Genomic DNA, 24,938 nt, shown 5'->3' on the forward strand with positions numbered 1-24,938 from the left:
TCTGGACCACTTGAACTCACGTACCCGAACGTTGGAGACTTTGCATTCCCCCGCGGGAACCGACTCGCTCGGGGGAGCGTCTTTGTGTCAGCGCACTGCCCTATGGTCTGGTCCCTAAGGTGCTGCACACCGAGCGTGGTCCGGGGGGAAGCGTCGGTGCAAACAGGGCGTTGAGGAAGAGCTGGTACGCATGGGGATATTTGACGCTCCGTCGAGCGGCGTGTCTTGCGCGTACAACCCTGAGGGGGGGATGCGTGTCCAACAGTCGTGGCGGAGGCACTGGGTATCGAGACGGCATTCGGACGGCACGGGACGATCACGCCGCCCCGGCTGCCGCGTCCACGCACGTCGGCGTCCGGTGCGCTCTCCGGTGGCATCCCGGTGATCGCGCCCTGGCCGGTCGTGCGGGTCACGGCCGCGGAAGGCGAGGACTCTGACTCGGCGATGGCAGTAGGCACCACGGTCGACCACCTCACCGAGACCTACCGCGCGCACTACCGTTCACTGCTCGGCCTCGCCGCGCTGCTGCTGGACGACACGGCCTCCTGCGAGGACGTGGTCCAGGAGGCGTTCATCCGGGTGCACTCCGCCCGCAGCCGGGTCCGCGAGCCGGAGAAGACCCTGGCCTATCTGCGCCAGACGGTCGTCAACCTCTCCCGCTCCGCCCTGCGCCGCCGCATCCTGGGCCTGAAGCTGCTCTCCAAGCCGATGCCCGACATGGCGAGCGCGGAGGAGGGCGCGTACGAGATCCTGGAGCGCGACCAGCTCAAGGCCGCGATGCGTACGCTTCAGCGCAGGCAGCGCGAGGTGCTGGTGCTGCGATACTTCGCCGACATGACCGAGGCGCAGGTCGCCGAGACCCTGGGTATCTCCCTGGGCTCGGTGAAGGCGTACGGTTCGCGAGGCATCGCGGCGCTGCGCGTCGCGATGGAGGCGACGGCATGACCACCCCCGACGACGCGCACGGTATGGAAGACCAGAACAAGAACCAGGATCAGGACCAGGGCAAGGGCGCGGACCACGGCGAGGGCCGGGGCCGCGACCTGGGCTTCGGCTCCCCCGACGCCGCTGACGCCTCGGGCTCGGACGGCGCTTCCGCCTCGGGCTCCGGCGCCGACCGCACTTCCGCCTCGGGCTCCGACAGTGCGTCCGGCTACGGCTCCGGTGCCGACGGCCTCTTCGGCCTCGACGGCGGCTTCGACTTCGCCAGTCTCGAACTCGACCTCGACAGTGCCGACGGCGTCGAGCACACCCCGGAGGAGGCGGCGCTGCGGGCGCTGCTGCACAACGCCGTCCAGGGCATAGAGGCGTCCCCCGAGGCGCTCGACCACCTGCGGCGCGCGGTCCCGGCCCGCAGGCAGCACCGTCGGCAGGCGCTGGCCGGTGCCGCCGCGGCCGTGGTCCTGGCCGGCATGGCGGTGCCCGCGCTGATCCACGCCGCCGACACCTCCAGCAGCACCAACGCCCTCCCGGCGAACGTCTCCAGCACCCACGCCTCCGCCCCCGGCCAGGACGGCCACACCAACTACTGGGCGGGCGGCCCCTCCTCGGGCCAGGCGGCCACCGGCACCGGCGGCGCGGGCACCTCGACGAAGAGCCCCACCGACGATCCGCCGCCCGCGACCACCGCCCCCTCGGACTCGGCGGCGGTCTCCGCACCCGACTGCTCCAGCGTCCAGCTCGGCCAGGGCACCAGCTCCGCCGACTCCCCGGACTCCTCCGGCCGCGTCTACGGCTGGTTCCGCGTCGCCAACGTCTCCGGCGTCCCCTGTACGGTCCCCGGCAGCGGGCAGGTGCAGGTCCTCGCCGAGGGCTCGGCCGACCCCTCCCGTATCCAGGTCGTCGGCCACACCCCGGGCGACCCGGCGAGCAGGCTGCCCTCCGGCGTCGACGGACCCGTGGTGCTCGCACCGGGTGACACCTACGAGGTGCAGTTCGCGTGGATCCCCGCGGGCAACGGCACCGGCGGTTGCCCCACGACGCCCACCACGCCGCCGACCACCCCGACACCCACGCCGACGTCGAGCGACCCCGCGAGCACCGGCGGCCCCACCGGCTCCGACCCGGGCACCGGCACGGGCAGCGGCAGCGGCAGCAACGGCGCCTCCACCCAGCTGGGCAGCGGTGACCCGCCGACCAGCCCGCCCCCCGGCAGCGTCGCCCTCAACCACACCCCGGCCGCGGGCGCCCCCGTCGTCGACGGCCCCGTCATCCAGAACGCCTGCGCGGGCACCCTCTACACGACGGCCGCGCTCCCCGGCACCACCAGCGGCAGCACCACCCCCGGTACGGGGACGAGCGGCGGCACCGGAACCGACGCGGGAGCGACCGGCTCCGGCTCGTAGGGCCTTCGGGCACTGCGGGTACTTCGGCGACTGCGGGTACTTCGGGGAACTCTCCCCGGACCCCCTCCCCGCACCTCGCGGGACCAGGACCGGCGCTCCTGGTCACCGGGGGCCGAGCCCTGCGCCTGGCCGCGCGCCCGGCGTCGGCTCCGGGCCGGTGCGGGTCCCCGGTTGCGGGGCCGCGAACGGCCCCCCGTACCGTTGTGGTGTGTACCGGTTCCTGCTCACCCCGCGCTGGCTGGCGGTCAGCGTGCTGTCGCTGCTCGCCGTGCCGTTCTGCGTCTTCATGGGCAGTTGGCAGTTGAGCCGGTTCGAGCTGCGGGTCGACTCCCACAAGAGCGCCGAGCACGCCCAGGGCAAGGCCGTCGCCGAGGCGGCGGTGCCGTTGGCGACACTGCTGCCGCAGCCGCGCACCCAGGTGCCCGACGGCGCCTCGGGTCGTTCGGTCAGCGCGACCGGCCGCTACGACTCCTCCCATCAGCTCCTGGTCCCCGGCCGCACCCTCGACGGCCACGACGGCTACTACGTACTGACCCCCCTGCGGGTCGGCGCGGACGGCGCCGCCCTGCCCGTCGTCCGCGGCTGGCTGCCGGGCGACGCCTCCGCCGCCGCGCGTACCGGTGCCGTACCGGCCGCGCCGACCGGCGAGGTCACCGTGACCGGCGCCCTCCAGTACCCGGAGAGCACCGGCACCGACGGCGTGCAGTCCAACGGCGCGCTGCCCTCCGGACAGCTCGGCATGATCAGCGCCGCCTCGCTGGTCAATGTGCTGCCCTACCCCGTCTACAGCGGCTGGATCACCGCGAGCGACCCCGCCGCGCCGCTGAAGGCGGTGCCCCCGGCGGCGGCCCCCAACAGCGGTCTGGACATCAAGGCGTTCCAGAATCTCGGCTACACCGGTGAGTGGTTCGTCTTCGCCGGCTTCGTCGTCTTCATGTGGTTCCGACTGGCCCGCCGCGAGGCCGAGACACGCGCCGACGCCGCGCTGGGTCTCGTCCCCGACGACGGTGACGACGAGCCGGGGTCCGCGCCGAAGGCGGAATCAGAGCCGGACGCCTCCGGCGCGGACCGGGCGGACGCTGTGGTCACCGCGTCTGCGTCCGCCGACGCCTAGGGCCGGACGCTTCCGGCGCGGGCCGGGCGGACGCTGTGGTCACCGCGTCTGCGTCCGCCGACGCCCAGGGCCGGACGCCGAGGCGCACCCTGGCCGCACGTCCAGCCGTGCGCTGGCCCGGCTGACTGTCCGGATGCCTTTCGTCCGCCGAGGCGCGTGTCCAGCTGTCCGGCCGTACGCGCATCCGCCCGGCCGGAGGCCCGGGGCTGGCCCGGGGTCGGACCCGCGCTGGTCCAACCCCGGTCGGCCACCGGCCCTGCCGCCTACCCGCCCGCGTGTTTCAGCGCGAAGGCCAGTTCCAGACGGACCTGCTTGATCCGCTCCTCCACGACCAGCGAACCGTGCCCCGCGTCGTACCGGTACACCTCGTGCGGCTTGTCCAGCTCCCGCAGCCGCTCGACGTAGTTGTCGATCTGGCGTATCGGGCAGCGCGGGTCGTTCATGCCCGCGCTGATGTAGACGGGGGCGGCGACCCGCTCGACGTAGGTGAGCGGGGAGGACGCCTCGAAGCGGTCGGGGACCTCCTCGGGGGAGCCGCCGAAGAAGGTGCGGTCCAGGGACTTGAGGGCCTCCATCTCGTCGGCGTAGGCGGCCACGTAGTCGGCGACCGGGACCGCCGCTATGCCCACCGTCCACGCCTCCGGCTGGGTGCCGAGGCCCAGCAGGGTCAGATAGCCGCCCCAGGAGCCGCCGGACAGCACCAGCCGCCGCGGGTCGGCGAGGCCCGAGGACACGGCCCACTCGCGGACCGCCGCGATGTCCTCCAGCTCGATCAGGCCGACGCGGTGCTTGAGCGCGTCCGTCCACTCCCGGCCGTAGCCGGTCGAACCGCGGTAGTTGACCCGGACCACCGCGAAGCCGTGGTCGACCCAGGCCGCGGGACCCGCCGCGAAGGAGTCCGAGTCGTGCCAGGTGGGACCGCCGTGGATCTCGAACACGGTCGGGAACGGCCCCTCGCCGACCGGCTTCTGGACCAGCGCGTGGATCCGGCCGCCGGGACCCTCCACCCACGCGTCCTCCACTGGCACCGACTCCGGCGCCCGCAGCCCCGGCGCCTCCAGCACGACGGCGCCGGTCGTGGACCGCACCGCGGGCGGGCGCTGCGCCGACGACCACAGGTACTCCACCGTCCCGTCGGGCCGGGCGGTGGCGCCGCTGACCGAACCCGGCGGGGTGTCGAGCCGCGCCAGGGTGCCGGCCGCCAGGTCGTACCGGAACATCTCGCCGCGCGCCTGGTAGTCGTGGACGACCAGCAGTGCCGAGCCGTCCGGATACCACTCGGCGTGCACGTCACCGGGCAGGTCTATGGCCAGCCGCGTCTCCACGCCGGTCGCGGTGTCCCAGATCATCGGCAGCCAGCGGCCGGACCGCTGGTGTCCGACCAGGAGGCGGGTGTCGCCGACGACGGGGGCGAATCCCAGGCAGTCCAGGCCCAGCTCGGCCCGGCCGCCGTCGGTGTCGTCCAGCTCCGCGACCGTCGAGCCGTCCGCGACCGACAGCACCCGCAGCGCGCTGTGCATCGCGTCGCCGTGCTCGGTGTGCTCGATCACGACCAGCGTGCCGTCCTCCGAGAGGTCGCCGACGCTCGCCGACTCCGCGTGCCGGTAGACCTCGACCGGCTCGCTGTCCGGCCGCACCACGTACACCGACGTGCCCTCGTCGTCGGTGGACCGCCCGACCACGGCCAGGCCGCCGGGGCCCAGCGCGAGACCGGCCGGGTAGGACGCCTCCAGGCCGGGCGCCGCCGGTACGTCCTCACCGCCCGCGAAGGGCTGCCGCATCCATATCCCGAACTCGTCCCCGTCCGTGTCCGAGAACCACCACACCCACGCGCCGTCCCGGCTCAGCGTGCCGTCCGTCGTTCCGTTCGGCCGGTCGGTGACCTGCCGTCGCCCGCCCGTCGTCCGGTCCCAGGCGTACAGCTCGTACGTCCCTGTCACGTTCGACACGAACAGGCTGCGGTCCGGGGCGTCCTCGGCCCACTCGGGCAGCCCGACCCGCGGCGCCCGAAAGCGCTTCTCCCACTCCGGCATGGACCCCGCCGGGGATCCGGTGATCTCGTTCATGCCCCCATGATGCTCCGCCCCGACCACATTCGGGCACCCACTCTTCACAGCCTGTGGATAACTCCGTGCCCCGACCGCCGAGGATCATCGCCCCGCCGTTACGACGCGCCGCCCGCGGGGGCCGTGCCCGCCGTGCCGCGTACGACCACGACAGGGCACGAGGCGTGCACGGTGACCGTGTGGCTGACCGAGCCGAGGAGGGTAGAGCGGAAGGTGCCGTGGCCGCGCACGCCCACCACGATCAGGTCGGCGCCCTCGCCGCTGTCGAGGATGGCCTGGGCCGGGTTGCCGAGCACGGTACGGCGGGTGACGGTCGCTGCCTGTTCCGGCGTGAGGGCCGCCTCGACGGCCCGCGCCAGGATCTGGTCCGCGTTGGCCTCCAGATCCACGTCGTCGGGCAGCCCCGGCAGCCCGGCCCAGCCGTACGCCGACGGCATCTCCCACGCGATGACCGCTTCCAGCGCGGCGCCGGTCAGGGCCGCCTGCCGCGCGGCCCAGCGCAGCGCCTTGAGCGACGGTTCCGAGCCGTCGACCCCGACGACGATCCTGCCTGCGGCCGTGCCCGTGCTGGAGCCCGTGCCGGAATCGGCGCCTGATCCTGTGCCCGAGCCTTCGGCGGAGCCCGAGCCCGAGCCCGAGCCCGCGCCCGAGCCCGTGCCGGAGCCCGTACCCGCGCCCGCTGCCGTGCCCGTCTCCGTGTTCCGCGCCGCCTCGCCCATGGCCGTCTCCCTCGCCTCGCTTGCCCGTCCGACCCGGAAACGGCCGGCCCACACGCCAAGCGTGCGTGACAAGCGGTGCGTGGCGGGGCATTTCGGGCGGTCGCCGGTCCGCGTCGGATACGCGTCCGGCTTCCGGGCCGGGGCGGCGCGCGCGGCTCCGAGCCGTCGTGGAAGCGGAGGCGCGGGGCCTTCGCGCCTCCGCCGGATACGGAGTTGGCGCCCGCGCGGCTCACCGCTGCGGCCGTGGGAAACGGCTACTGGCGGAGGTAGCGGTCGCGCACCAGGGTGAACCGCATGGCCCACTCGGTCAGTTCGGCCAGGCTGCGGCTGGACACGCGGCCGGTGCGGATGGTGCCGTTCGTCAGGACGACGGCCATCCGGAAGACGGATTCGTGGTCCTCCACGACGCACTCGGCGAAACGGATCATCGGCCAGGGGAGGTCGACGGTCTGGCCGTTCTCGCCGAGGGAGATGCCGTAATCGTCCGCAAGTAGTGCGTTCTTCCGGTCCATCGCCAGGAATTCGGGGACGTCGTCCTCCGGCGACCAGGCCGGGACGCCCGGGACCGGGGCGGGCGAATGCGCCGGGTAGGCCGTGGCCAGCGAGGTCGACGGCGGGTTCGACGGCGGGATCGACGGACCGGGGACGCCGGGCGCGTACGGGGGAGGCGGCGGAACGACCCCTGAGGCGTACGGGTTGGCGGCGGCCGGAGGAGGCGGGGGTACGGGAGTCCGCGGGTCCGAGGTACGGGGGGCCGCGTCCCCGGTGCGGTGCAGGGCGTTGCCCGTACCCGCCTCGGCCGTACCCGAATCGCCGAACCAGTCGAGGAGTTGGTCCGTGCTCGGGCGGTGGGACGGCTCCTTCGTGAGGCAGGCCGCGACCATCGGGCGGATCGCCTCCGGGACGGCGGAGACGTCGGCCTCGTGGTGCACGGAGCGGTACATCAGGGCGACCGGCGTGCCGCCGCCGAAGGCGCTGCCGCCCGCGGCGGCCACCAGGACCGCGCCGAGCGCGAAGATGTCGGCGGCGCCGTCCACGTCACGGCCCTCGGCCTGCTCGGGGGCGAGGAAGCCGGGGGTGCCGAAGGAGGTGCCCGTGGTGGTGATCCGGGTGTTCTCGACGGCGCGTGAGATGCCGAAGTCCAGTACGCGCGGGCCGTCTTCGGCCATGATGATGTTGCCTGGTTTGAGATCGCGATGCACCAGACCGCAGCGGTGGATCGCCTCCAGCGCCTCGGCGAGCGCGGCGCCCAGCGCCTTGAGCTGTTCCTCGCCCATCGGGCCCCGCGCGGCGAGCAGTTGGCCGAGCGTCGGACCTTGCACGTACGCCGTCGCCAGCCACGGGGCCTCCGCGTCCGGGTCCGCGTCCACCACCGGCGCCGTGTGGAAACCGCCCACCATGCGCGCCGCGGCGACCTCGGCGCGGAAGCGCTCCCTGAAGGACGGGTCCGCGGCCAGTTCCGGCCGCGCCACCTTCACCGCCACGTGGCGGCCTCCCCGCGAACGGGCCAGGTACACCAGGCCCATTCCGCCTTCGCCGAGCTTGCGTACGACGACGTAGCTTCCGATGCGGGTCGCTTTCGCGTCGGCGCCTGTCGCTGTGCCGTTGGAGCCGTTGGAGCCGTTCGAGGCGCTCGTATCGCTCGTGCCGCTCGTGTCGTTCGGGCCGTGCACGCCCAGCCGCCTCCTCGCGTCCCCCGTCTGGCCAGGCGCCCAGTATGACGGTCCCTCTGCGGGGTGCGGTCCCTCATTTCGCGCGGGCGCGGGCCCTGCCCTACGACAGCAGGGAGCGGATTGCGGCGCGGTCGACGGTGGTGAGGGCGCGGACGAGGGGCGGGGTGAGGAAGACGAGGAGGAGGCCGAGGAGGGAGGCGCCGGCGATCTGGAGGGGGGAGGAGAGGTAGTAGGCGTGGTGGACGCCGCCGGAGGTGTACTCGAAGAGGCGGTAGCCGGGCCAGTCGACGTAACGGGGGAAGACCCAGGCGTAGGCGGGGTAGAGGGCGACGGTCCAGCCGGTGATGAGGAAGGTCAGGGTGAGGACGAAACTCGCGATGCGCCAGGGGAACATGAGGACCTGGAAGAGGAGGGCCTTCCAGGCCGAGGCGTCGCGGAGCCTGGCGGTCATGGCGGCCCAGCGGCCGGGGGTACGGGGCGCGGGTACGGGGACGGGCTCGCCGACGCGGAGGGAGAGCAGGCTCCTGGCGCGGGCGCGTTCGGCGCCGCCGAGCGCGCGGGCCCCGGTCAGCATCGCGGCCAGGACGGGCACCCCGATCGCGGTGAGGACGAGGCTGGTGCCGAGGGCGAACATCGTGACGGCGAAGACGAATCCGGCGATGGCGATCGGCAGCGACGTGAGCGCGTAACCGACCTCGCGGAAGGTGACGGCGGAGAAGGGCGCGCGCCAGAAGCCGGGCGGGACGCGGCCGGGTCCTGGACCCTTCGCGGGCGAACCGTACGCGGGATGCCCGGCGTCCGGAGCCGCCAGCAGGCCGGGCCGGGCCTGCGACGCGGCGGCGGGAGGAGAGGAGTGCGGCTGCGCGGTGGACGCCTGAGTGGCGGCGGCCTGAGTGGCGGATGCCTGCGCGGCGGACGCCTGAGTGGCGGCGGTCTGAGCGGCGGCGCTCTGAGTGGCGTGGGGGAATGTGCTGGCGGTCATCGCTGGCCTCGAATCATCGCGGTGGGGACCGTTCCGTCCTGATACCTAGACGATCCCGCTCGGCACCCCTCTCGCGGCATCCGGCAGCCCGGCCGGTCGGGGGTGGGGCCAGCCCCACCCCCTGCCATTCTTGAACGGTGCGCGAAACAGGAGACGTCCCGCCCGAATCCGGCCCGTCCGGCCCGTCAGACCCCGCCGGCCTGTCAGCCCCCGCAGCCCCCGCCGCCCCCGTCGTCATGAGCGGTACGCCCGGCTCCTTCGCCAGGAGCGTGCTGGCCGACCGCCACCCGGCGCTGATCAGGCAGGTAGCGGACGCCTTCCCGTACCCGCCCGAGCAGCGCCGCGCACTCGACGCGCTCGCGGAGGAGACGGCCGCGCCCGCCTCGGCCGACGCGACCTCGGGCCCGCCGATCGGCCCGCTGTCGACCCGCACCGGCACCGACACCCGCGCCGACGACGTCCGACGGTGGGCGGAATGGGGCGCGGAGGCGTACGTCGGCCGTGCGTCGTGGTACGAGGTGCCCTTCCTGTGGGCCGAGAGCTACTTCTACCGCAGGCTGCTGGACGCGGTCGGCTACTTCGGGCCGGGGCCGTGGCAGGGCGTCGACCCCTTCGGGCCGTTCAAGCGGGCCGAGTTGACCGGGCCCGAGGTCGCCGACGAACTGGCCGCCCTCGACGCGCTCGACGACCTCGCCCCCGACGACCGGGACCGCGCCGTCCTCCAAGGCGCCCTGTGGGGCAACCGCGCGGACCTCGGCTTCCGCATCTCCGCGAACGCGTCTACGGCGCACGGGTCTACGGCGGAAGCGTCCTCCACGAACACGTCCTCTACGAACACGCCCCCCACCCCCGCCCCCACAAGCACCCCCTCCGACGACCTCCTCGCCGACGACAGCGCCGCCCTCTGGCGGCACCTCGCCGCCGCCCCGCCCGGCACCGCGGCGGTGACCGTGATCGCCGACAACGCGGGCCGCGAGCTGATCCCCGACCTGATCCTGATCGACCATCTCCTGCACACCGGCCGCGCCGCCACCGCGGTCCTGCACGTGAAGCCGTACCCGTATTTCGTCTCGGACGCGACGACCTCGGACGTCGTCGACTGCCTGCGCCGGATCGGGCAGGCGCCGGGCCGCAGAGCGCGGGAGACGGGCGCGCGGCTGTGGTCGGCGCTGGGCACCGGCCGACTCGCCGTCCGCGCGCACCCGTTCGCCTGCGCGCCGCTGCCGTACGCCGACATGCCCGCCGATCTGCGGGCCGAACTGGGCCGCGCCACACTGACGGTGCTCAAGGGCGACCTCAACTACCGCCGCCTGGTGGGCGACCGCCTGTGGCCCCCGACGACCGAGTTCTCCCTGCCCACCGGCTACTTCCCGAGTCCGCTGGCCGCCCTGCGCACCCTCAAGTCCGATGTCATCGTCGGCCTCGACGCCGGTACGGTCACCGCGCTCGACGCCAACAGCGCGGCGAACGGCGGGGCTTGGCGTACGAGCGGGACGTACGCCGTCGTCCAGGTGCGTACGGTCTGAACCTCCGGCCCCGCGGGGAAGGACCGTCTCCGCCCTCTTCCCCGGCACGCCCGGACACACCGGGCCGCACCCTCTAGGCTGCAACCGCCGTACGCGCATGATCAGTTGATCAGACGCGTGCGGTGCAGCGCGCACCGACAACGTGAGACGACACAGGACGACGACGTGAAGGGCGGACAGGGCGATGGGTGTGGCGATCCGGAGGGCCGGGGCGGACGACCGGGAGGTCGTGGTCGGGGTGCTGGACAAGGTGTTCAGGAACGACCCCGTGAGTAGCTGGGTCTTCCCCGACCCTGAGCACCGGCTGCGCAAGCACGCGTCGTTGATGGGCGCCTTCGCCGACCAGGTACTCGCCGACGGCTACGTCGACATGACGGAGGACGGCAAGGCGGTCGCCCTGTGGATGTCGATACCCGCGACCACCGACGCGCCCGAGGACGCCCAGGCGCACGCGGACGACGACGACCCCGCCGCCTTCCGCGAGGCGGTCGACCCGGACAACGAGCGCGTCGAGCAGATCGCCCGCATCCTCGGCGAGGGCCACCCCACGGGCCCCGCCCACGAATACCTGCTGCTCATCGCCGTGGACGCGGAGTTGCAGGGCCAGAGCCGCGGCACCGAACTGATCTCCGCCGTCCTCGAACGCTGCGACCGCGACGGCCTGTCCGCGTATCTGGAGGCCAGCAGCGAGCGCAGCCGCGGCCTGTACGAGCGGCTCGGCTTCGTCTTCACCGGCCGCACGATCGACCTCCCGGACGGGCCTCACATGTGGCCGATGTGGCGCGAGCCGCGCGCCGCGGCCGTATAGGCGTACGCGTAGCCGTACAGGCAGCCGTACCTCCTAGGTGGAGGTACGGCACCCCCGCCCGCGGGTAAGGAGCAGGAGAGGCACGGCCGTTGGTACGCGGCCGCGCGCGGGGGAGAGGCGGCGGGGCGATGACGGACACGGGAGCGGCAGCCGGTACGGGTACGGGTACGGATACGGGCGGCGGTTCGCGGGACGCGGCGGGGACGAACGGCCCGGCCACCCTGCGCGAAGTCGCCCGACTCGCCCAACGGCACGGCTTCGGCGAGTCCCGCGCCGTCCACGCGCTCGGCGGCGGTGACGTCGGCTGCGTCGCCTTCGGCCTCGCGGTCGTCCTGCTCGCGCCCGGCATCGGCCTGGTCCTCCACCCGTACAACCCGGTGGTCACCTCGATCGGCGTCACCTTCCTCGTCCTCGCCCTCGCGCTGCCGATCACCGCGTTCTGTTACGAGAAGCGCCGCGACAACCGCATCCCGCGGCTGCACGTCTTCGACGGCGGCATCGTCATCACCCGCCCGGCCCGGATCGACGTCCACCCCTGGCCGGACATCCGCGTCGTCGAGCGCGAGGACTCCGTCGCCATCGGCCAGGGCGGCACGACGCGTCAGGTCCACCGCCTCGAACTGCACGCGATAGACGGCGACGTGCTGTGCTCCCTGGGCGACGCCTTCGACACCGTCACCGTCGTCAGAGCCGCGATCGCGGGCGGCGCGCATACGTCATAACGGCGCGCGACCGCGAGCGCGCAGGGCCGTCAACTCGGCACCCCTCTAGCACCGTTCGGGTACCCGCCTTGTGGTTTTTAGGGGGCGGGGCGGGCCTAGGCCGTTTCGTTCGGATCATCTGATCGTTGGTCCGGGTGTGCCGTTAAGCGACGCGCAGTGGGCGCGGATCGAGCCGTTGTTGCCGGACCGGACGCCTCGGCGGGGTGGGCGGTGGCGGGATCACCGTGAGGTGATCGATGCGATCGCCTTCAAGTTTCAGACGGGGTCTCAGTGGGTCCATCTGCCGGATAAGTACGGCAACTGGCGCGGGGTGTACAACCGGCTGCGGATGTGGGCGGTGGACGGCACCTGGGAGCGGGTCTTCACCGCGCTGATGGCCCGGGCCGACGCGGATGAGGACCTGACCTGGGCCGTCTCGGTGGACTCCACGATCGTGCGCGCGCATCAGCACGCGGCCGGGGCCCGTAAAAAGGGGTCCCGGCCGGCGAGCCGCACGACCATGCCATCGGCCGATCCCGCGGAGGACTGACCACGAAGATCCACCTGGCGTCCGACGACCGCTGCAGGCCGATGGCCTTCGTGCTGACCGCCGGGCAAGCCGGTGACGCACCCGCCTTCCCCGACGTCATGGCCCGCCTGCGCGTCCCCCGCCCGCGCGGGCGGCCCCGCACCCGACCCGATGTGGTCCTGGCCGACAAGGCGTACTCCTCCCGCGCCATCCGCGACCACCTCCGCAGACGCGGCATCCGGGCAGTCATCCCCGTCCCGGCCGACCAGCGCGGCCACCGACTCCGCCGGGACAGCCGCGGCGGCAGACCGCCGGGCTTCGACCGTGACGCCTACAAGCAGCGCAACACCGTCGAGCGGTGCATCAACCGCTTGAAGCAGTGGCGCGGCCTCGCCACGAGATACGACAAGACCGCGACCATCTACCTCGCCGGACTCCACCTCGCCGGCATCTTCATCTGGTCCGCCCGATGATCCAAACGAAACGCCCTAGGAGGGGAGGCGCTCTTGGAGGTGGACCGTGACGGTGTCGCCCTCTTGTTTGCCGATGGCTTTGCGCAGCTCGGCGGTGACGGGGAGTTTGTGGGTGCCGTCGCCGAGGGCCATGAAGGAGCTCTGGGAGGGGTGGCCGTCGATCGTGCCGCGGACCTTGACGAGGCCGCGGGTGCCGAAGAAGGCGGCGGACTCGGGCCAGACGACGTAGGTCCAGCCGCCCTTGTTCGGGCTTTTCCGCAGGGTCGCGGTGAATCGCTTGTCCATCGTGGATACCGCCTGTTCAGCAGCTTTCGGTGGCGCGCCCCGGCCGGGGACGTCCGCGGGCGTTCACCAGGTAGGACCGGCGGCGAGGCGGAAACTCATCGCGGGCCGCGAAGGCTGACGTGCGGGCGGCGGGGGCTCATCTACAGTGCTGCGGTCAGTGCCTGTCAGCCGGTGATGTGAGAAGGAACAGCGGACCATGCCGACCGAGACGTTCGAGTTCCAGGTGGAAGCGCGTCAGCTTCTGCAGATGATGATCCACTCGATCTACTCCAACAAGGACGTGTTCCTGCGCGAGTTGGTGTCCAACGCCTCGGACGCGTTGGACAAGCTGCGGCTCGAAGCGCTGCGGGACAGCGAGTTGGACGTGGACGTGTCGGACCTGCACATCGGGCTGGAGGTGGACCGGGAGGCCCGTACGCTCACCGTGCGGGACAACGGGATCGGGATGTCCCGGGAGGAAGTGGTTCAGCTCATCGGGACGATCGCCAACTCGGGGACGGCGAAGTTCCTGCGGGAGCTGAAGGAGGCCGAGGGCGCGGGCGCCGCCGAGGGCCTGATCGGGCAGTTCGGGGTCGGGTTCTACGCGAGCTTCATGGTGGCGGACGAGGTCACGCTGCTGACGCGGCGCGCGGGGGAGACCGAGGGCACGCGGTGGACGTCCAGCGGTGAGGGGACGTACACCGTGGAGACCGTCGAGGACGCCCCGCAGGGGACGGCGATCGTGCTGCGGCTGAAGCCGGAGGACGCCGAGGACCGGCTGTACGACTACACCTCGCCGTGGAAGATCAAGGAAATCGTCAAGCGGTACTCGGACTTCATCACCTGGCCGATCAGGATGGCCGCGGAGCCCGCGCCCGGAGGCGACGCCGACACCGACACCCACGCCGACGCCGAAGGCGACGCCGAGGACGGTACTGACGCGGCGGCTCCCAAGCCCGAGCCCCAGCTCGAAACGCTGAACTCCATGAAGGCCCTGTGGGCCCGCTCCCGCGAGGAGGTCAGCGACGCCGACTACCACGAGCTGTACAAGCACATCAGCCACGACTGGAACGACCCGCTGGAGATCATCCGCCTCCACGCGGAAGGCACCTTCGAGTACCAGGCGCTGCTGTTCATCCCGGCGCACGCGCCGCAGGACCTGTTCATGCGCGACTACAAGCGCGGCGTCCAGCTCTACGTGAAGCGCGTCTTCATCATGGACGACTGCGAAGCGCTGATGCCGCCGTACCTCCGCTTCGTCAAGGGAGTCGTCGACGCGCAGGACCTCTCGCTGAACGTGTCGCGCGAGATCCTCCAGCAGGACCGCCAGATCGAGCTGATGCACCGTCGGCTGGCGAAGAAGGTGCTGTCGACGGTCAAGGACATGATGGCCGCGCGGCCCGAGCAATACGCCACATTCTGGCGGGAGTTCGGCCGCGTCCTGAAGGAGGGACTGCTCGGCGACTTCGAGAACCGTGACGCGATCCTCGGCGTCAGCTCCTTCGCCAGCACGCACGACAAGGACGCGCCGACGACGCTCGCGCAGTACGTCGAGCGGATGAAGGACGGCCAGGAGCACATCTTCTACGTCACCGGCGAATCGCGGCAGGCCGTCGAGAACTCCCCGCACATGGAGGCGTTCCAGGCCCGCGGCATCGAGGTGCTGCTGCTGACCGACCCCGTGGACGAGGTCTGGGTCGACACGGCACCGGAGTTCGGCGGCAAGCAGTTCCGCTCCGTCGCCAAGGGCGAGGTCGACCTGGGCACGGAGGAGGAGAAGCAGGAGGCGGGGACCGAACGGGAGAAGCAGCAGGAGGAGTTCGCGGGCCTGCTCGCCCGTATGACGGAACTGCTGAGCGAGCAGGTCAAGGACGTACGCCTCTCCTCGCGGCTCACCGTTTCGCCTGCCTGCGTCGTCTCGGACACCAACGACGTGTCACCGGCGCTGGAGAACATCTACCGCGCCATGGGCCAGGAGATCCCGCACGCCAAGCGGATTCTCGAACTCAACCCCAAGCACCCGCTGGTCGTCGGCCTCAACCGCACCCACGCCGAGCGTCCCGACGACCCGGCCCTCGAAGAGACCACCGAACTCGTCCACCAGCTCGCCCTGTTGGCCGAGGGCGCCGAACTCCCCGACCCCTCCCGCTTCGTGAAGCTGGTGGCGGACCGCCTCGAACGCACTCTGTGAGACGGGGTTCTTGAGGGCGTTGGGGCCGGGGGCCGTACGGATCGCCGTACGGCCCCCGGCTCGACGCGTGAGCCCCTGCGCGCGAGCCGCCGCACCGCGCGACCCCCGTACGAGAGCCGCCGCACGCGCGACCCCCGTACACGAACCGCCGTACGCGCGCCCTCTATACGTGCGGCGTCGCCGCGACCGCCTGCTCCGCCGTCCACCGGTCCATCCGCTCCCACTGCCCGAGCAGCCACTCGCTGCGCGCCGCGTCCCCGACCGGGACCTCGGCCGCCGGTATCCGCCACCAGTGGACCCGCACCGGGCGGCGGAACGGCAGGAAGTCCCAGGCGGCGCGCGCGGACGCGATGACGTCGAGGCCGGAGTGCACGACGAAGACCACCTCGGCGGTGGGCGCGGCGGCCAGGACGGCGAGGCTTCCGGCGTCCCGCGGCGGCAGCACGTACCGCAGCCGGGCCGCGCGGGCCGCGCGCCGGTACTGGCCGAGGCGGCGCAGGCTGGCGATGGCGCGGCGGTGGCGGCGCGGGGTGAAGTTGCCTCCCTCGGGGAAGATCACGAGCGCGTCGCGCGACCGCAGCCCCGCCGCCAGTTCGGTGATCGCGTCCTCGGCGGTGCCGTGCGCGGGGGGCAGGAAGCAGTGCGGGACCCGGCCGAGCAGGACGTCGAGGCACGGATCGGCGCGCAGGACGCCCTTCAGCACGGTGTGCGGCAGCAGGCGTACGTCGGTGAGCAGCGTCTGGAGGAGCAGGAACGAATCGCCGACACCCGCGTGCCGGACGAACACCACGAGCGGTACGTCCGGCGGCCGGTCGCCCACGGGCAGCGCGGGCGTCATCTCCACCTCCAGCCGGAACAGCCGGTCCGCCACCTTGCGCAGTACGGCCAGCAGCCGCGCGAGGAGCGCGAACGCCTCGGCCGCCCGCCGGTCCCGGTCCGCCCGGGGGTGGTGCAGGAAGAGCGCGGAGGCCGCCAGCACTCCCGTGAGGTCCACGACGAGGTAGACGAGCAGGAATCCGGCCATACGCGTCGGCCGCCACGCGCCGCGCGACGGGATCGACACGGGCGCGCTGAGTACGGTCACGGTGACGAGGAGCGCCGCGGCCATCGGTATCAGCGCGACCACGAGCGCGGTGGTGACCGTACGCCGGGCGGCCGTGACCAGCGCGGCGCCCGCGGCAGCGGCGGCGGTGCCGGTACGGGTACGGGTACGGGTCGACGGCCGGACCCGCGCGGCCGGGTCGGCGCTCGCGAGCGCGTCCGTACCTGCACCCGCCGGGCCCGTACTCGCTGGACCCGTAGCTGGACCCGTGCCTGAACCCGCCGGACCCGGCCCCGCGTTCAGGCCCGAGTCGAGGCCCGTCACGCCGGACCCTCGGCGGAGTGCGGCTCCTCGGCGCCGGAGCCCTCCGGGACAAGGGACTTGGGGGCGGCCCCGTCGAGCGCGCTCTCCAGATACCGCGACGACGCGGCGTAGGCCCGCTCGATACGGTCCGCCGTCTGCCCGAAGGCCCGGTGCCGCAACTGGCCCAGCGCCCCGGCCGCTTCACCGGACGCCGCCCCGCTGGGCAGTACGTGCACGGTCACGTCCGACGGCAGGTCGGCCATGTCGCGGGCGAACCGGTGCCTGCGGGCGATCTCGAAGGCGACCATGGCGACGTCCCACGGCAACTTCGGTGGCGTCAGCGGCCGTTCGATGCGGCCGACCTGGAGGACGTAGATCTCGCGCGCGCCCAGGGCGACGGCCCTGCCCACCGGGATGCTGTTGACGAGGCCGCCGTCCACGAAGTGCTCGCCGTCGACGTCGACCGGCGGCAGCAGTCCGGGCACGGCCGACGAGGCGAGCACCGCCTCGATCAGCGGGCCGCGGTCGAACCAGTGCTCGGCGGCGTTCTCAATGCTCGCCGCCACGCACTGGAAGGGGACCTCCAACTCCTCGATGAGCGCGACCTGTACGTGCTCACGCAGGAGGTCGACCAGCGGTGCCGGGGTGTAGAGGTGCGTACGGCTCCGCACGGCGGTGCTCACGCGGCCCATCAGCGAACCGGCGAACACCCCGGCCTTGCCCAGCCCCGTCCACAGCTCGATCAGCCGGCCGACGGCGGTCTGCGACGGCTCGGCGGCCACGGCGGCCCCGTTGATCGCCCCGACGGAGGTCCCGAGCACCATCCCCGGCTTCACCCCCTGCGCGAACAGGGCCTTGAGCATGCCCACTTCGTACGCCCCGAGGGCCCCGCCGCCCCCCAGCACGAACGCCGGTCCCCCCGATTCACCCGCACTGTGGTCCATGCCAGAACGCGTGCCCCCGCTCCTTCCCCCCAATCAGCCGCCCGAACTCGCCACAGGCGCGGTGCCGCCTCGGCGGCCGGGCGCTTTCGCGGCGGACGGCGCGGGCCGTAGCGGACCGGCGTACGCCGTCGGGGCGGCGGCTGCGTCCTTGCGCCGACCGGGGCTTGGCGAGCGGGGGGTGGCGGCGGGGCGGTTGGAGCAGACTGGTGGGCCGCGTCGCGTCGGGGCGAGCCGGGCGGGCCGAGCCGGTGCCTTCGTCCTCCTTCCGCCGAGCCGGACCGGTGCCGACCGCCACGTCACGGCGAAGGGCGTACACCGATGACCGAACCCCCGATGACCGAAGAGCCTCCGACGACCGGCCAACCCCCCACGGCCACATCCACGGCGCGCACCGCTGCTGTCGGCGACGACGAAAAGGCCGTGCCCGACGAGGAGTTGCGCCTGACGTTTCCGGGCGACCGCAGCGAGGAGGCCGGTTACGCGATCACGCTGCGCGCCATGGCCCGCCGACTGCCCCAACTGGTGCGCCGGGCGCTCGGCATGGCCTGGCACGTGGACCGCAAGGCGGTCACCGCGCTGCTCGCCTGCCAGGTCCTGTCCGGCGTGCTGGAGGCGCTCGGCCTGCTGGCGGTGACCGGCACGATCACGGCCGTCATCGCGTCGGGCCACATCGACGAACGGCTCCGCCAAGCCGCGCCCTCCCTGGCCCTGTTGGCGTCGGCTGCGGGCGTACGGGCGGTGCTGGGCATCGCCGTCACCGGTCTATCCACGCGCCTGGCCCCGCGGATCTCGCGGGAGGCGGAGCTGCGGCTGCTGGACGCGGCGACCCACGCGGAGCTGACCGCGTACGACCACCCCGGCTACAACGACCGCTGGGACGCGGCCGACCGGGGCGTCGAGGTCTCGCAGGACATGCTCAACCAGTCCCAGAACATCCTCGCCGCCGCCGCATCGTTGATCGCCGCCGCGGCCGTACTGACCAGCGTCCACCCGGTGTTGCTGCCGCTGCTCGTCCTGGCCGCGCTGCCGCAGGCCATCGCGGGCGTACGGGGGGCGCGGCTGAACTACCTCGCGTCGCTGGAGACGATGAAGGACCGCCGCCTGCTGGGCGTCCTGCGGTGGAATCTGGTCGACAAGCAGCACGCCGACCAGATCCGTTCCGGCACGATGGCCGACTTCCTGCTCGGCAAGTACCGGGCGGCCGGGGCGCGGGTGGACGCCGCGACCGACCGGGCCGCCTGGCGCGCGGCGAAGATGTCGCTCGTCGGGAGCCTGGCCGGGGGTGTCGCGGCCGGAGCGGTGTGGGCGGCGCTGCTCTTCCTGATCAGCACCGGCCGCGTGTCCGTCGCGTCCGCGGGCACGGCGACGTTCGCGCTGCGCACGGTCGCTTCAGGACTGCGCGGCGTCATCGGCTACGGCGCCATCATCTTCCGTACGGGGATGTACCTTGACGACTGGTCAGATTTTCTGGACGAGGCCGGTGGCCACCGGATCGCCCGCGGCGAGACCGTACCGACCGGCCCGGCCGTCGTACGCGCCGACCGCCTCATGTACACCTACCCGCACGCGGACCGGCCCGCCCTGCTCGATGTCAGCCTCGACGTGCGGCGCGGCGAAGTCCTCGCCCTGGTCGGCGAGAACGGCTCGGGCAAGACCACGCTCAGCAAACTCCTGTCCGCCCTCTACCTCCCCGACTGCGGCGCCGTCGTCTGGGACGGCGCCGACACCCGCACCCTGGACGCGCACGCCGCCTGGTCACGCGTGGCCGTCGTACCCCAGGAGTACGCGAAGTGGCCGCTGACCGCCCGCGACAACATCACGCTGGGCCAGCCCCGAACCGACCACCCGCACAAGGCGGTTGATACGGCCGCTCACGCCTCCGGCGCCGACGAGGTCGTCACGTCCCTGCGCTCGGGCCTGGACACCCTCCTGGCCCGCGAGTGGTGGGGCGGCCAGGAACTCTCCGGCGGCCAGTGGCAACGCGTCGCCCTCGCCCGCGCCTTCCACCGCGACGCCGGTCTCCTCGTCCTCGACGAACCCACCGCCGCCCTCGACCCCCGCGCCGAACACCGCATCTTCACCGGCCTGCGCACCCTCGCCGCCGACCGCGCCGTCGTCCTGGTCACCCACCGCCTCACCAATGTCACCGTCGCCGACAAGATCGCTGTCCTCGACCAGGGCCGCCTCGTCCAGTACGGTACCTTCGCCCAACTCCGCGACACCCCCGGCCTCTTCCACGACCTCTGGCTCCTCCAGAACGACCGCGCGCCCGGTATCCCCGCCCAGCCCTCCGGCCCCGTGGAGCAGCAGCAGACGGCCGACCTCTGAGGCCGAGAGACGACTACGGAGGCGCCGGAATTGCCGACACGCCGCCGGTCCGGCCGCACTTCGCCCCGGCCGACGCCCCCTGCCGCTTCGTAGCGGAGCGTCCTATGATCGTCGCGCTACGTGGGAGGGGGTGGGCCATGGCGGCGGGGGGATCGGCTTCGCGGCGGGCTCAAGAGGCGCGTCGGCAGGAGCGGTTGCTGCGGGAGCAGTGGCAGGCGGCGCGGCGCCAGGCGCGGCAGTGGGAGAGCGCGAGCGAGGGCGAACAGCGCGTCAGCGCACAGTTGTTGGTGCTGACCGAGCGCGGCTGGCGGCTTCTGGTGGACCGGCGGTGGCCGGGTACGCGGTCCGCGAACGTGGACATGCTGCTGGTCGGGCCCGCCGGTGTCTTCGTCGTGGACGTCAAGAACTGGCGCGCCGACCCGGAGGTCGAGGACGGCCGGCTCCGTACGGGCCATCGGCCGCTACCGGGACCTCCTCACGGCTTCCGGCCTCCCGGTCTGCCCGCTGGAGCGCTACGCCGGTCACGCCGTCGAGGGCGTCAAGCTCGGAAGCTACCGGCGCGCCAAGGGACTTGAGTTCAAACGCGTCTACCTTCCGCGGTACGACACCTCCCTGCTGACCGGCGCCGAAGGGCTCTCCGAGACCGAGCGCGAGCGCCGCGAACTCGGCCGCAGCCAGCTCTTCGTCGCCATGACCCGCGCCCGCGACACCCTCTGGCTGGGCAGCGTCACTCCCGCCGCCCAGGCGTGACGCGTCTACGGACGCTCGGCGCGCAGCCTCCGCAGGAGGTCACGGCTCGCGACGGTGAAGGGGTGGTCCTGGCCGAGGCTCTGGGCGCGGCGCGCGACGACGTCGTCCATGAGCGCGATGCCTTCGCCGGTGTGACCGAGCGCGGTGAGGGTGCGGGCCTGGAGCTGGCGGGCGGCGAGGGCGATGGGGTAGTCGGGTCCGAAGCGGTGCAGATAGGTCTCGGTCACCTCGCCGATCTCGCTGTCGGCTTCCTCGAGGCGGCCCAACTGGAAGAGCGCCCAAGCGTGGTTGTGGCGGGCCCCCACGGAGACGGTGTGGTCGACGCCGAGGTGTTCCGCGCACTGCCCCGGCAGCGACAGCAGGCCCGTGCGTCCGTCCTCCGCGGTCAGTTCCGCGGCGCCGAGCGCGGCCAGGATGCTGGACCGGGAGCGCAGCGTCAGCGGATGCCACGGCCCCAGCGCGGCCTGGCGGCCCGCGGCCGTGGCGTACAGGAGCGTCAGCGACTCCTCGGCGTGGCCGAGATTGCGCAGGACGAGTTGGAGTCCGTGCGCGCTGTCGAGGCTGTCCGGGTCGTCGGCTCCGAACCGCTGCCGCTGGGCGGTGAGCGTGCGCCGCAGCGACTCCTCGGCCTCGGTGTAGCGGCCCAGCCGGAACAGGACCCGTCCGGCGCGTGAGCGTGCCGCGAGTACGGCCCGGTGTCCGTCGCCGAGCGTCCGCGCCGCGATGTCCGCCGCCGCGCCGACGGTCTCCCACGCCGACGGGTAGTCGCCGGTGCGGTGCATCGCGGTGGCCAGCCGGGTGGCCACCTCCAACACCTCGGCGACGACGGCGGGTTCGCCCGTCCGCCGCAGCAGTGCGCGTACGTGGGGCGCCAGGAGCCGCAGCCGCGGATCGTACGGGCCCGCGTCGGGCACCTCCGGCAGCGCGGCGCCGAGCAGGCGGCCGGCCGTCGCGTCCAGCACAGGGGCCTGCGCCGCCGGGGTGGCGGCCACGACACTGTCGAGCAGTACGCCGTGCCCGAGAACGCAGCGCAGCCCCGCGTTGTCGCCGACGTCGACCCGTTCGACGAGCGAGTGGTCGAGCAGGGCGCGCAGCGCCGACTCGGCGCGACCGCGGGGCAATACGGCGCTGATGCCGTCGTCGTTGAGGACCGACAGCGGCAGCGGCTCGGGGGCCAGCCGGGCGATCAGACGCAACAGGTCGACCGCTTCGGGCAGTCCGCGCGCCGCGAAGGCGTCGAGCGTCAACTGCCAGGTCTGTCCCACCAGATGGCGGGGGTCCGCATCACTCAAGGCATCGGCCCCTCGGTCGAGCAACTGGACTGGGAGTTCTTCCTCCAGATGGCGTCCGTACACATCCATCGTCCAGGGCTCTATGACCTGGTGGGAGAGGAAGCCGCCCGCGAGGGTGAGCGCGAGCGGGAGGCGGCCCAGGCGGTCGGCGATCTCGGCGGCCTGGGCGAGCGTGCCGGTGTGCGGGGCGAGGTCGCGCAGGACGCGCGCCGCGTCCTCGCGCGGCAGGACGCCGATGTGCTGGAGTTCCGCGCCGGGCCACCAGCGGGGTGCGGCTCGGCGGGTGGTCACCAGCACCGTGCCCCGCGGGCTGGTGCGCAGCCAGCTGCCGTCGCTGAGGATCGCGGGGTCGTCCGCGTTGTCGAGCACCAGCAGCCAGGGATCGGGGGAGCCGGCGAGGTACCGCCAGACGAGGTCGGCCGCGGGCCGGTAGCCGTTGCGGGCGGCCAGCAGTTCGCCGTCGGCCGCGCCGCGGTCCGCGGCGACCGCGAGCATCCCGGAGCGCAGGCTCGCCCGGTCCGTGGCGTTCACCCAGAGCCCCACCCGCCCGTACTCGGCGGTGGCGGTCTGGAAGAAGGCGTGGGCGACCGCGGTCTTGCCGCAGCCACCCATGCCGTACAGCACGAAGATGTCGTCGCCGCTCTGCGCGGTGAGGGCGCTCCTCAACCGGTCGAGGACTTCGGTGCGGTCCCGCAGGACCAGGGGCGGGCGGCCGACAGCGGGGCGGCGCACCGAGTCGGGACCGGCCGGGGCCTGCGGGCCGCCGTCGTAGTGGTGGTGCTCGCTGATGTGCTGATCTCCCGACGCCTGGTAGACCCGGCCGTCGTCCTGGGCGCGGCCGTCCATGGACCCGCCGGTCGTACCGCTCACCGCTCGGTGACGCGCTGGTCGCGGCGGGTTTGGGCGCGGCCGGGCTGGAAGCGGCCGGTCCGGAGGCGAGCGGGCTGGAAGCGGCCGGGCTGGAAACGGCCGGTCCGGAAGCGACCGGTCCGGGCGCGGCGCCCTTGTGTCAGGACGCGGTGACGCGTGGTCCGCCAGGCGTCGGTCGCCATCGGGGCGACCACGGGGGCTCCGGCGGTCCGCGTGAGCACCGCGAGTTCCGGATCCACAGCTCCCCCTACCATTCAATAATCTGATCATATTGGCTTTGAGCCAATTCGAGGACCGTTCACGTCCGGCGTGGATCATTATTGCACCGGGAGTCGAATTGCGATAGGCATCCGAAGGCGGTCGCCGCCGTCGTGGCATATGCCAGACGGCTGGTTATCGGGTACGCTCCGGCTGTAGTGACGCCGATGCGGGTACGATCCGCACGCGGTACGACAGTACGCAGCCGATCCTGGGGGCAACCATGACCAGACCATGGGAAGCAAATCCCGACACCACATTCTTAAAGCGCCTCGGTAAATCACCTCAGGAGCTGGGGAATACGACCGACACCCCCGACTGCCCCGACATCTGGGAGCTGGAGAACGGCGACATCGCCGTCATCGGCCGGGATCTGACGGCCTCCCTCGGGCGGAATCTGCCCGCCGGGGTCTCGGTCGGCTCCGACGAGCGACTCGTCGTCATCCCGAGAAACATGCTGATCGCGGCGAAACCGGACATTCCCAGTGTTTGACTCCTTTCCCAACGGCACCTTCGAACGCCTCGCCCGGCCCGCCTACCACGAGGAATTCTTCCGGATCCTCAAAAGCGGCGTCAGGAGCCAGGACAAGCTGGAACGCGGCCAGCATTTCCAGGAACGCGGTTTCGCGAGCTGGGAGGCATTCGCCGCCGGGCGCTGGGAAGAAGCACTCGCGCTCATCGAGGAAAGGCGTCCGGCCTACGCCCGGCAGTTCGCCGAGGCGGAGGATCTGGGCGTCGCGCAGCGGCGGCTCCGAGTCGTCGAATTCCCCGTGACGCCGTACGTGCAGTGGGAATTGCACGTCCTGCGCCTGCGCGCGGCCGTGGGCGACCGGATCAGGGTCCTGGACGCGCGGACGATCGCGGACATCGAGCGCGAGCGCACGGTGCCGGAGGTCGTGATCCTCGGTGACGTGGTGATGTACGAGGTGCAGTACGACGACGAGGGAAACGCGGACGGGGCCAGGCGGTACGCGGAACCCGCCCTGATCGCGGAGACCAGGGCGGGGTTCGCGTCGCTCTACGCGCGGGGCGAGCCCTTCGGCGACTTCTTCGACCGCGAGATCGCCACGCTCTCACCGCCGGTCATCGACGGCGTCGGCTAGCCGACCACCGACCGCCGGGCGGGCCCTAGGTGTATTGATCACGAGCGTTGTTGACATGTGCCGGTGCTTGATCATGGCGAAGACCTCCGGTGTGGTGGAGCTGTCTAGGACTGCACCGCACGGAGGTCTTCGTGTCCCACCGTAATGCCCGGCTGACCGTTCACGGCAGACGGATCCTTGTCGAGCGTGTCCGCTCGGGCCGCCCGGTGGCGCATGTCGCAGCCGAGATGGGGATCTCGCGGACCACGGCCCATAAGTGGGTCAGGCGGTGGCGGGCCGAGGGCGAAGCCGGTCTGCACGACCGCTCCAGCCGGCCGCACAGGACACCGCACCGCACCCCGGCCGCGGTCGAGGCCCGCGTGTGCGAGCTGCGCCAGGCCCGCAAGCTCGGGCCGGCCCGGATCGGCCCGGTCCTGGGCATGCCCGCCTCGACCGTGCACCGGGTCCTGGTCCGCCACGGCCTGAACCGCCTGGCATACATCGACCGGCCCACCGGCGACATCATCCGCCGCTACGAACGCGACCGCCCCGGCGAACTGATCCACATCGACGTCAAGAAACCCGGCCGGATCCCCGACGGCGGCGGCTGGCGCACCCGCGGCCGCCAGGCCACCCGGGCCGGGAAACCGGGTGCCGGCTTCGACTACATCCACTCCG

Annotated in this window: 21 protein-coding genes and 1 pseudogene; 14 read left to right on the forward strand and 8 right to left on the reverse strand. The window is 72.6% G+C overall.

Going from position 1 to position 24,938, the window contains the following annotated elements:
• The first annotated feature begins 315 nt into the window (after positions 1-315).
• The 3 genes from ACIO6U_RS13470 (at position 316) to ACIO6U_RS13480 (ending at position 3,459) form a co-directional block, all read left to right on the forward strand.
• Positions 316-945: a SigE family RNA polymerase sigma factor gene (locus tag ACIO6U_RS13470; protein WP_355336423.1), complete on the forward strand. Its 630-nt coding sequence runs from the start codon at positions 316-318 to the stop codon at positions 943-945.
• Positions 942-2,345, forward strand: a complete 1,404-nt coding sequence (locus ACIO6U_RS13475; protein WP_401718439.1) for a hypothetical protein — start codon at positions 942-944, stop codon at positions 2,343-2,345. The genes ACIO6U_RS13470 and ACIO6U_RS13475 overlap by 4 nt, the downstream gene beginning before the upstream one ends.
• 208 nt (positions 2,346-2,553) lie before the next feature.
• Complete coding sequence (locus ACIO6U_RS13480) at positions 2,554-3,459, forward strand: SURF1 family protein (RefSeq protein ID WP_401718442.1); 906 nt, start codon at positions 2,554-2,556, stop codon at positions 3,457-3,459.
• A 263-nt stretch (positions 3,460-3,722) separates the two neighbouring features.
• Here the strand turns inward: ACIO6U_RS13480 and ACIO6U_RS13485 are convergent, their stop codons facing one another.
• From ACIO6U_RS13485 to ACIO6U_RS13500, 4 genes are all read right to left on the reverse strand, one after another.
• The gene (locus tag ACIO6U_RS13485; protein WP_401718444.1) at positions 3,723-5,525 is read right to left on the reverse strand and encodes a prolyl oligopeptidase family serine peptidase; all 1,803 of its coding nucleotides are present in this window, start codon (positions 5,523-5,525) and stop codon (positions 3,723-3,725) included.
• A 98-nt stretch (positions 5,526-5,623) separates the two neighbouring features.
• Positions 5,624-6,070, reverse strand: a complete 447-nt coding sequence (locus ACIO6U_RS13490; RefSeq protein WP_401718563.1) for a universal stress protein — start codon at positions 6,068-6,070, stop codon at positions 5,624-5,626.
• A gap of 428 nt (positions 6,071-6,498) precedes the next feature.
• Positions 6,499-7,917 carry a serine/threonine-protein kinase gene (locus tag ACIO6U_RS13495; protein ID WP_401718447.1) on the reverse strand — a complete coding sequence of 473 codons (1,419 nt, stop codon included), beginning with the start codon at positions 7,915-7,917 and terminating at the stop codon, positions 6,499-6,501.
• A 100-nt stretch (positions 7,918-8,017) separates the two neighbouring features.
• The gene (locus ACIO6U_RS13500; protein ID WP_401718450.1) at positions 8,018-8,899 is read right to left on the reverse strand and encodes a sensor domain-containing protein; all 882 of its coding nucleotides are present in this window, start codon (positions 8,897-8,899) and stop codon (positions 8,018-8,020) included.
• A 236-nt stretch (positions 8,900-9,135) separates the two neighbouring features.
• Between ACIO6U_RS13500 and ACIO6U_RS13505 the strand changes: the two genes are divergently transcribed.
• The 4 genes from ACIO6U_RS13505 (at position 9,136) to ACIO6U_RS13520 (ending at position 12,936) form a co-directional block, all read left to right on the forward strand.
• Positions 9,136-10,425: a damage-control phosphatase ARMT1 family protein gene (locus tag ACIO6U_RS13505; RefSeq protein WP_401718453.1), complete on the forward strand. Its 1,290-nt coding sequence runs from the start codon at positions 9,136-9,138 to the stop codon at positions 10,423-10,425.
• A 184-nt stretch (positions 10,426-10,609) separates the two neighbouring features.
• On the forward strand, positions 10,610-11,233 hold the full coding sequence (locus tag ACIO6U_RS13510; RefSeq protein WP_355335962.1) for a GNAT family N-acetyltransferase: 624 nt from the start codon (positions 10,610-10,612) through the stop codon (positions 11,231-11,233).
• Positions 11,234-11,361: 128 nt separating this feature from the next.
• The gene (locus ACIO6U_RS13515; RefSeq protein WP_401718456.1) at positions 11,362-11,955 is read left to right on the forward strand and encodes a hypothetical protein; all 594 of its coding nucleotides are present in this window, start codon (positions 11,362-11,364) and stop codon (positions 11,953-11,955) included.
• A gap of 121 nt (positions 11,956-12,076) precedes the next feature.
• Positions 12,077-12,936, forward strand: a protein-coding gene (locus tag ACIO6U_RS13520) for an IS5 family transposase (RefSeq protein ID WP_401718566.1) whose coding sequence is annotated in 2 segments (ribosomal slippage) — positions 12,077-12,434 and positions 12,434-12,936 — 861 coding nt in all. Because the reading frame shifts where the segments join, the coding sequence is not laid out codon by codon here.
• A 15-nt stretch (positions 12,937-12,951) separates the two neighbouring features.
• Here ACIO6U_RS13520 and ACIO6U_RS13525 read toward each other — a convergent pair.
• Positions 12,952-13,221, reverse strand: a complete 270-nt coding sequence (locus tag ACIO6U_RS13525) for a DUF1905 domain-containing protein (protein WP_401718459.1) — start codon at positions 13,219-13,221, stop codon at positions 12,952-12,954.
• A 196-nt stretch (positions 13,222-13,417) separates the two neighbouring features.
• Here ACIO6U_RS13525 and htpG point away from each other — a divergent pair, with 196 nt between their 5' ends.
• On the forward strand, positions 13,418-15,391 hold the full coding sequence (gene htpG, locus ACIO6U_RS13530; protein ID WP_401718462.1) for a molecular chaperone HtpG: 1,974 nt from the start codon (positions 13,418-13,420) through the stop codon (positions 15,389-15,391).
• A 163-nt stretch (positions 15,392-15,554) separates the two neighbouring features.
• Here the strand turns inward: htpG and ACIO6U_RS13535 are convergent, their stop codons facing one another.
• Both ACIO6U_RS13535 and ACIO6U_RS13540 read right to left on the reverse strand, forming a co-directional pair.
• Positions 15,555-16,757 carry a hypothetical protein gene (locus ACIO6U_RS13535; RefSeq protein ID WP_401718464.1) on the reverse strand — a complete coding sequence of 401 codons (1,203 nt, stop codon included), beginning with the start codon at positions 16,755-16,757 and terminating at the stop codon, positions 15,555-15,557.
• The gene (locus tag ACIO6U_RS13540) at positions 16,754-17,680 is read right to left on the reverse strand and encodes a patatin-like phospholipase family protein (RefSeq protein WP_401718467.1); all 927 of its coding nucleotides are present in this window, start codon (positions 17,678-17,680) and stop codon (positions 16,754-16,756) included. The genes ACIO6U_RS13535 and ACIO6U_RS13540 overlap by 4 nt, the downstream gene beginning before the upstream one ends.
• Before the next feature lie 333 nt (positions 17,681-18,013).
• Here ACIO6U_RS13540 and ACIO6U_RS13545 point away from each other — a divergent pair, with 333 nt between their 5' ends.
• The 3 genes and pseudogenes from ACIO6U_RS13545 (at position 18,014) to ACIO6U_RS13555 (ending at position 20,758) form a co-directional block, all read left to right on the forward strand.
• Positions 18,014-20,008: an ATP-binding cassette domain-containing protein gene (locus ACIO6U_RS13545; protein WP_401718470.1), complete on the forward strand. Its 1,995-nt coding sequence runs from the start codon at positions 18,014-18,016 to the stop codon at positions 20,006-20,008.
• A 137-nt stretch (positions 20,009-20,145) separates the two neighbouring features.
• Positions 20,146-20,364, forward strand: a pseudogene (locus tag ACIO6U_RS13550) (NERD nuclease); the annotation flags it as partial.
• 25 nt (positions 20,365-20,389) lie between these two features.
• Entirely contained in the window at positions 20,390-20,758 is a 369-nt protein-coding gene (locus ACIO6U_RS13555) for a 3'-5' exonuclease (RefSeq protein ID WP_401718575.1), read from the forward strand.
• A gap of 5 nt (positions 20,759-20,763) precedes the next feature.
• On the opposite strand, the gene ACIO6U_RS13560 is transcribed toward ACIO6U_RS13555, so the two are convergent.
• Entirely contained in the window at positions 20,764-22,896 is a 2,133-nt protein-coding gene (locus ACIO6U_RS13560) for a tetratricopeptide repeat protein (RefSeq protein ID WP_401718569.1), read from the reverse strand.
• A 505-nt stretch (positions 22,897-23,401) separates the two neighbouring features.
• Here ACIO6U_RS13560 and ACIO6U_RS13565 point away from each other — a divergent pair.
• From ACIO6U_RS13565 to ACIO6U_RS13575, 3 genes are all read left to right on the forward strand, one after another.
• Positions 23,402-23,671 (forward strand): hypothetical protein, encoded by a 270-nt coding sequence (locus ACIO6U_RS13565; RefSeq protein WP_355335978.1) that lies wholly within the window; start codon positions 23,402-23,404, stop codon positions 23,669-23,671.
• Complete coding sequence (locus ACIO6U_RS13570; RefSeq protein ID WP_401718473.1) at positions 23,664-24,281, forward strand: DUF6879 family protein; 618 nt, start codon at positions 23,664-23,666, stop codon at positions 24,279-24,281. The genes ACIO6U_RS13565 and ACIO6U_RS13570 overlap by 8 nt, the downstream gene beginning before the upstream one ends.
• A gap of 131 nt (positions 24,282-24,412) precedes the next feature.
• Positions 24,413-24,938, forward strand: a 526-nt coding sequence (locus tag ACIO6U_RS13575; protein ID WP_401718476.1) for a helix-turn-helix domain-containing protein, incomplete at its 3' end; no start/stop codon positions are given.

Origin of the sequence: Streptomyces sp. NPDC087422 (genome assembly GCF_044744145.1) — a bacterium.
Taxonomy (GTDB): domain Bacteria; phylum Actinomycetota; class Actinomycetes; order Streptomycetales; family Streptomycetaceae; genus Actinacidiphila.

What these genes read in the sequence shown, in the direction of transcription:
- ACIO6U_RS13525 (WP_401718459.1), bottom strand. Translation starts at nt 13,221, where the DNA reads ATGGACAAGCGATTCACCGCGACCCTGCGGAAAAGCCCGAACAAGGGC.
- ACIO6U_RS13515 (WP_401718456.1), top strand. Translation starts at nt 11,362, where the DNA reads ATGACGGACACGGGAGCGGCAGCCGGTACGGGTACGGGTACGGATACG.
- ACIO6U_RS13510 (WP_355335962.1), top strand. Translation starts at nt 10,610, where the DNA reads ATGGGTGTGGCGATCCGGAGGGCCGGGGCGGACGACCGGGAGGTCGTG.
- htpG (WP_401718462.1), top strand. Translation starts at nt 13,418, where the DNA reads ATGCCGACCGAGACGTTCGAGTTCCAGGTGGAAGCGCGTCAGCTTCTG.
- ACIO6U_RS13540 (WP_401718467.1), bottom strand. Translation starts at nt 17,680, where the DNA reads ATGGACCACAGTGCGGGTGAATCGGGGGGACCGGCGTTCGTGCTGGGG.
- ACIO6U_RS13485 (WP_401718444.1), bottom strand. Translation starts at nt 5,525, where the DNA reads ATGAACGAGATCACCGGATCCCCGGCGGGGTCCATGCCGGAGTGGGAG.
- ACIO6U_RS13505 (WP_401718453.1), top strand. Translation starts at nt 9,136, where the DNA reads ATGAGCGGTACGCCCGGCTCCTTCGCCAGGAGCGTGCTGGCCGACCGC.
- ACIO6U_RS13560 (WP_401718569.1), bottom strand. Translation starts at nt 22,896, where the DNA reads ATGGACGGCCGCGCCCAGGACGACGGCCGGGTCTACCAGGCGTCGGGA.
- ACIO6U_RS13565 (WP_355335978.1), top strand. Translation starts at nt 23,402, where the DNA reads ATGACCAGACCATGGGAAGCAAATCCCGACACCACATTCTTAAAGCGC.
- ACIO6U_RS13500 (WP_401718450.1), bottom strand. Translation starts at nt 8,899, where the DNA reads ATGACCGCCAGCACATTCCCCCACGCCACTCAGAGCGCCGCCGCTCAG.
- ACIO6U_RS13475 (WP_401718439.1), top strand. Translation starts at nt 942, where the DNA reads ATGACCACCCCCGACGACGCGCACGGTATGGAAGACCAGAACAAGAAC.
- ACIO6U_RS13545 (WP_401718470.1), top strand. Translation starts at nt 18,014, where the DNA reads ATGACCGAAGAGCCTCCGACGACCGGCCAACCCCCCACGGCCACATCC.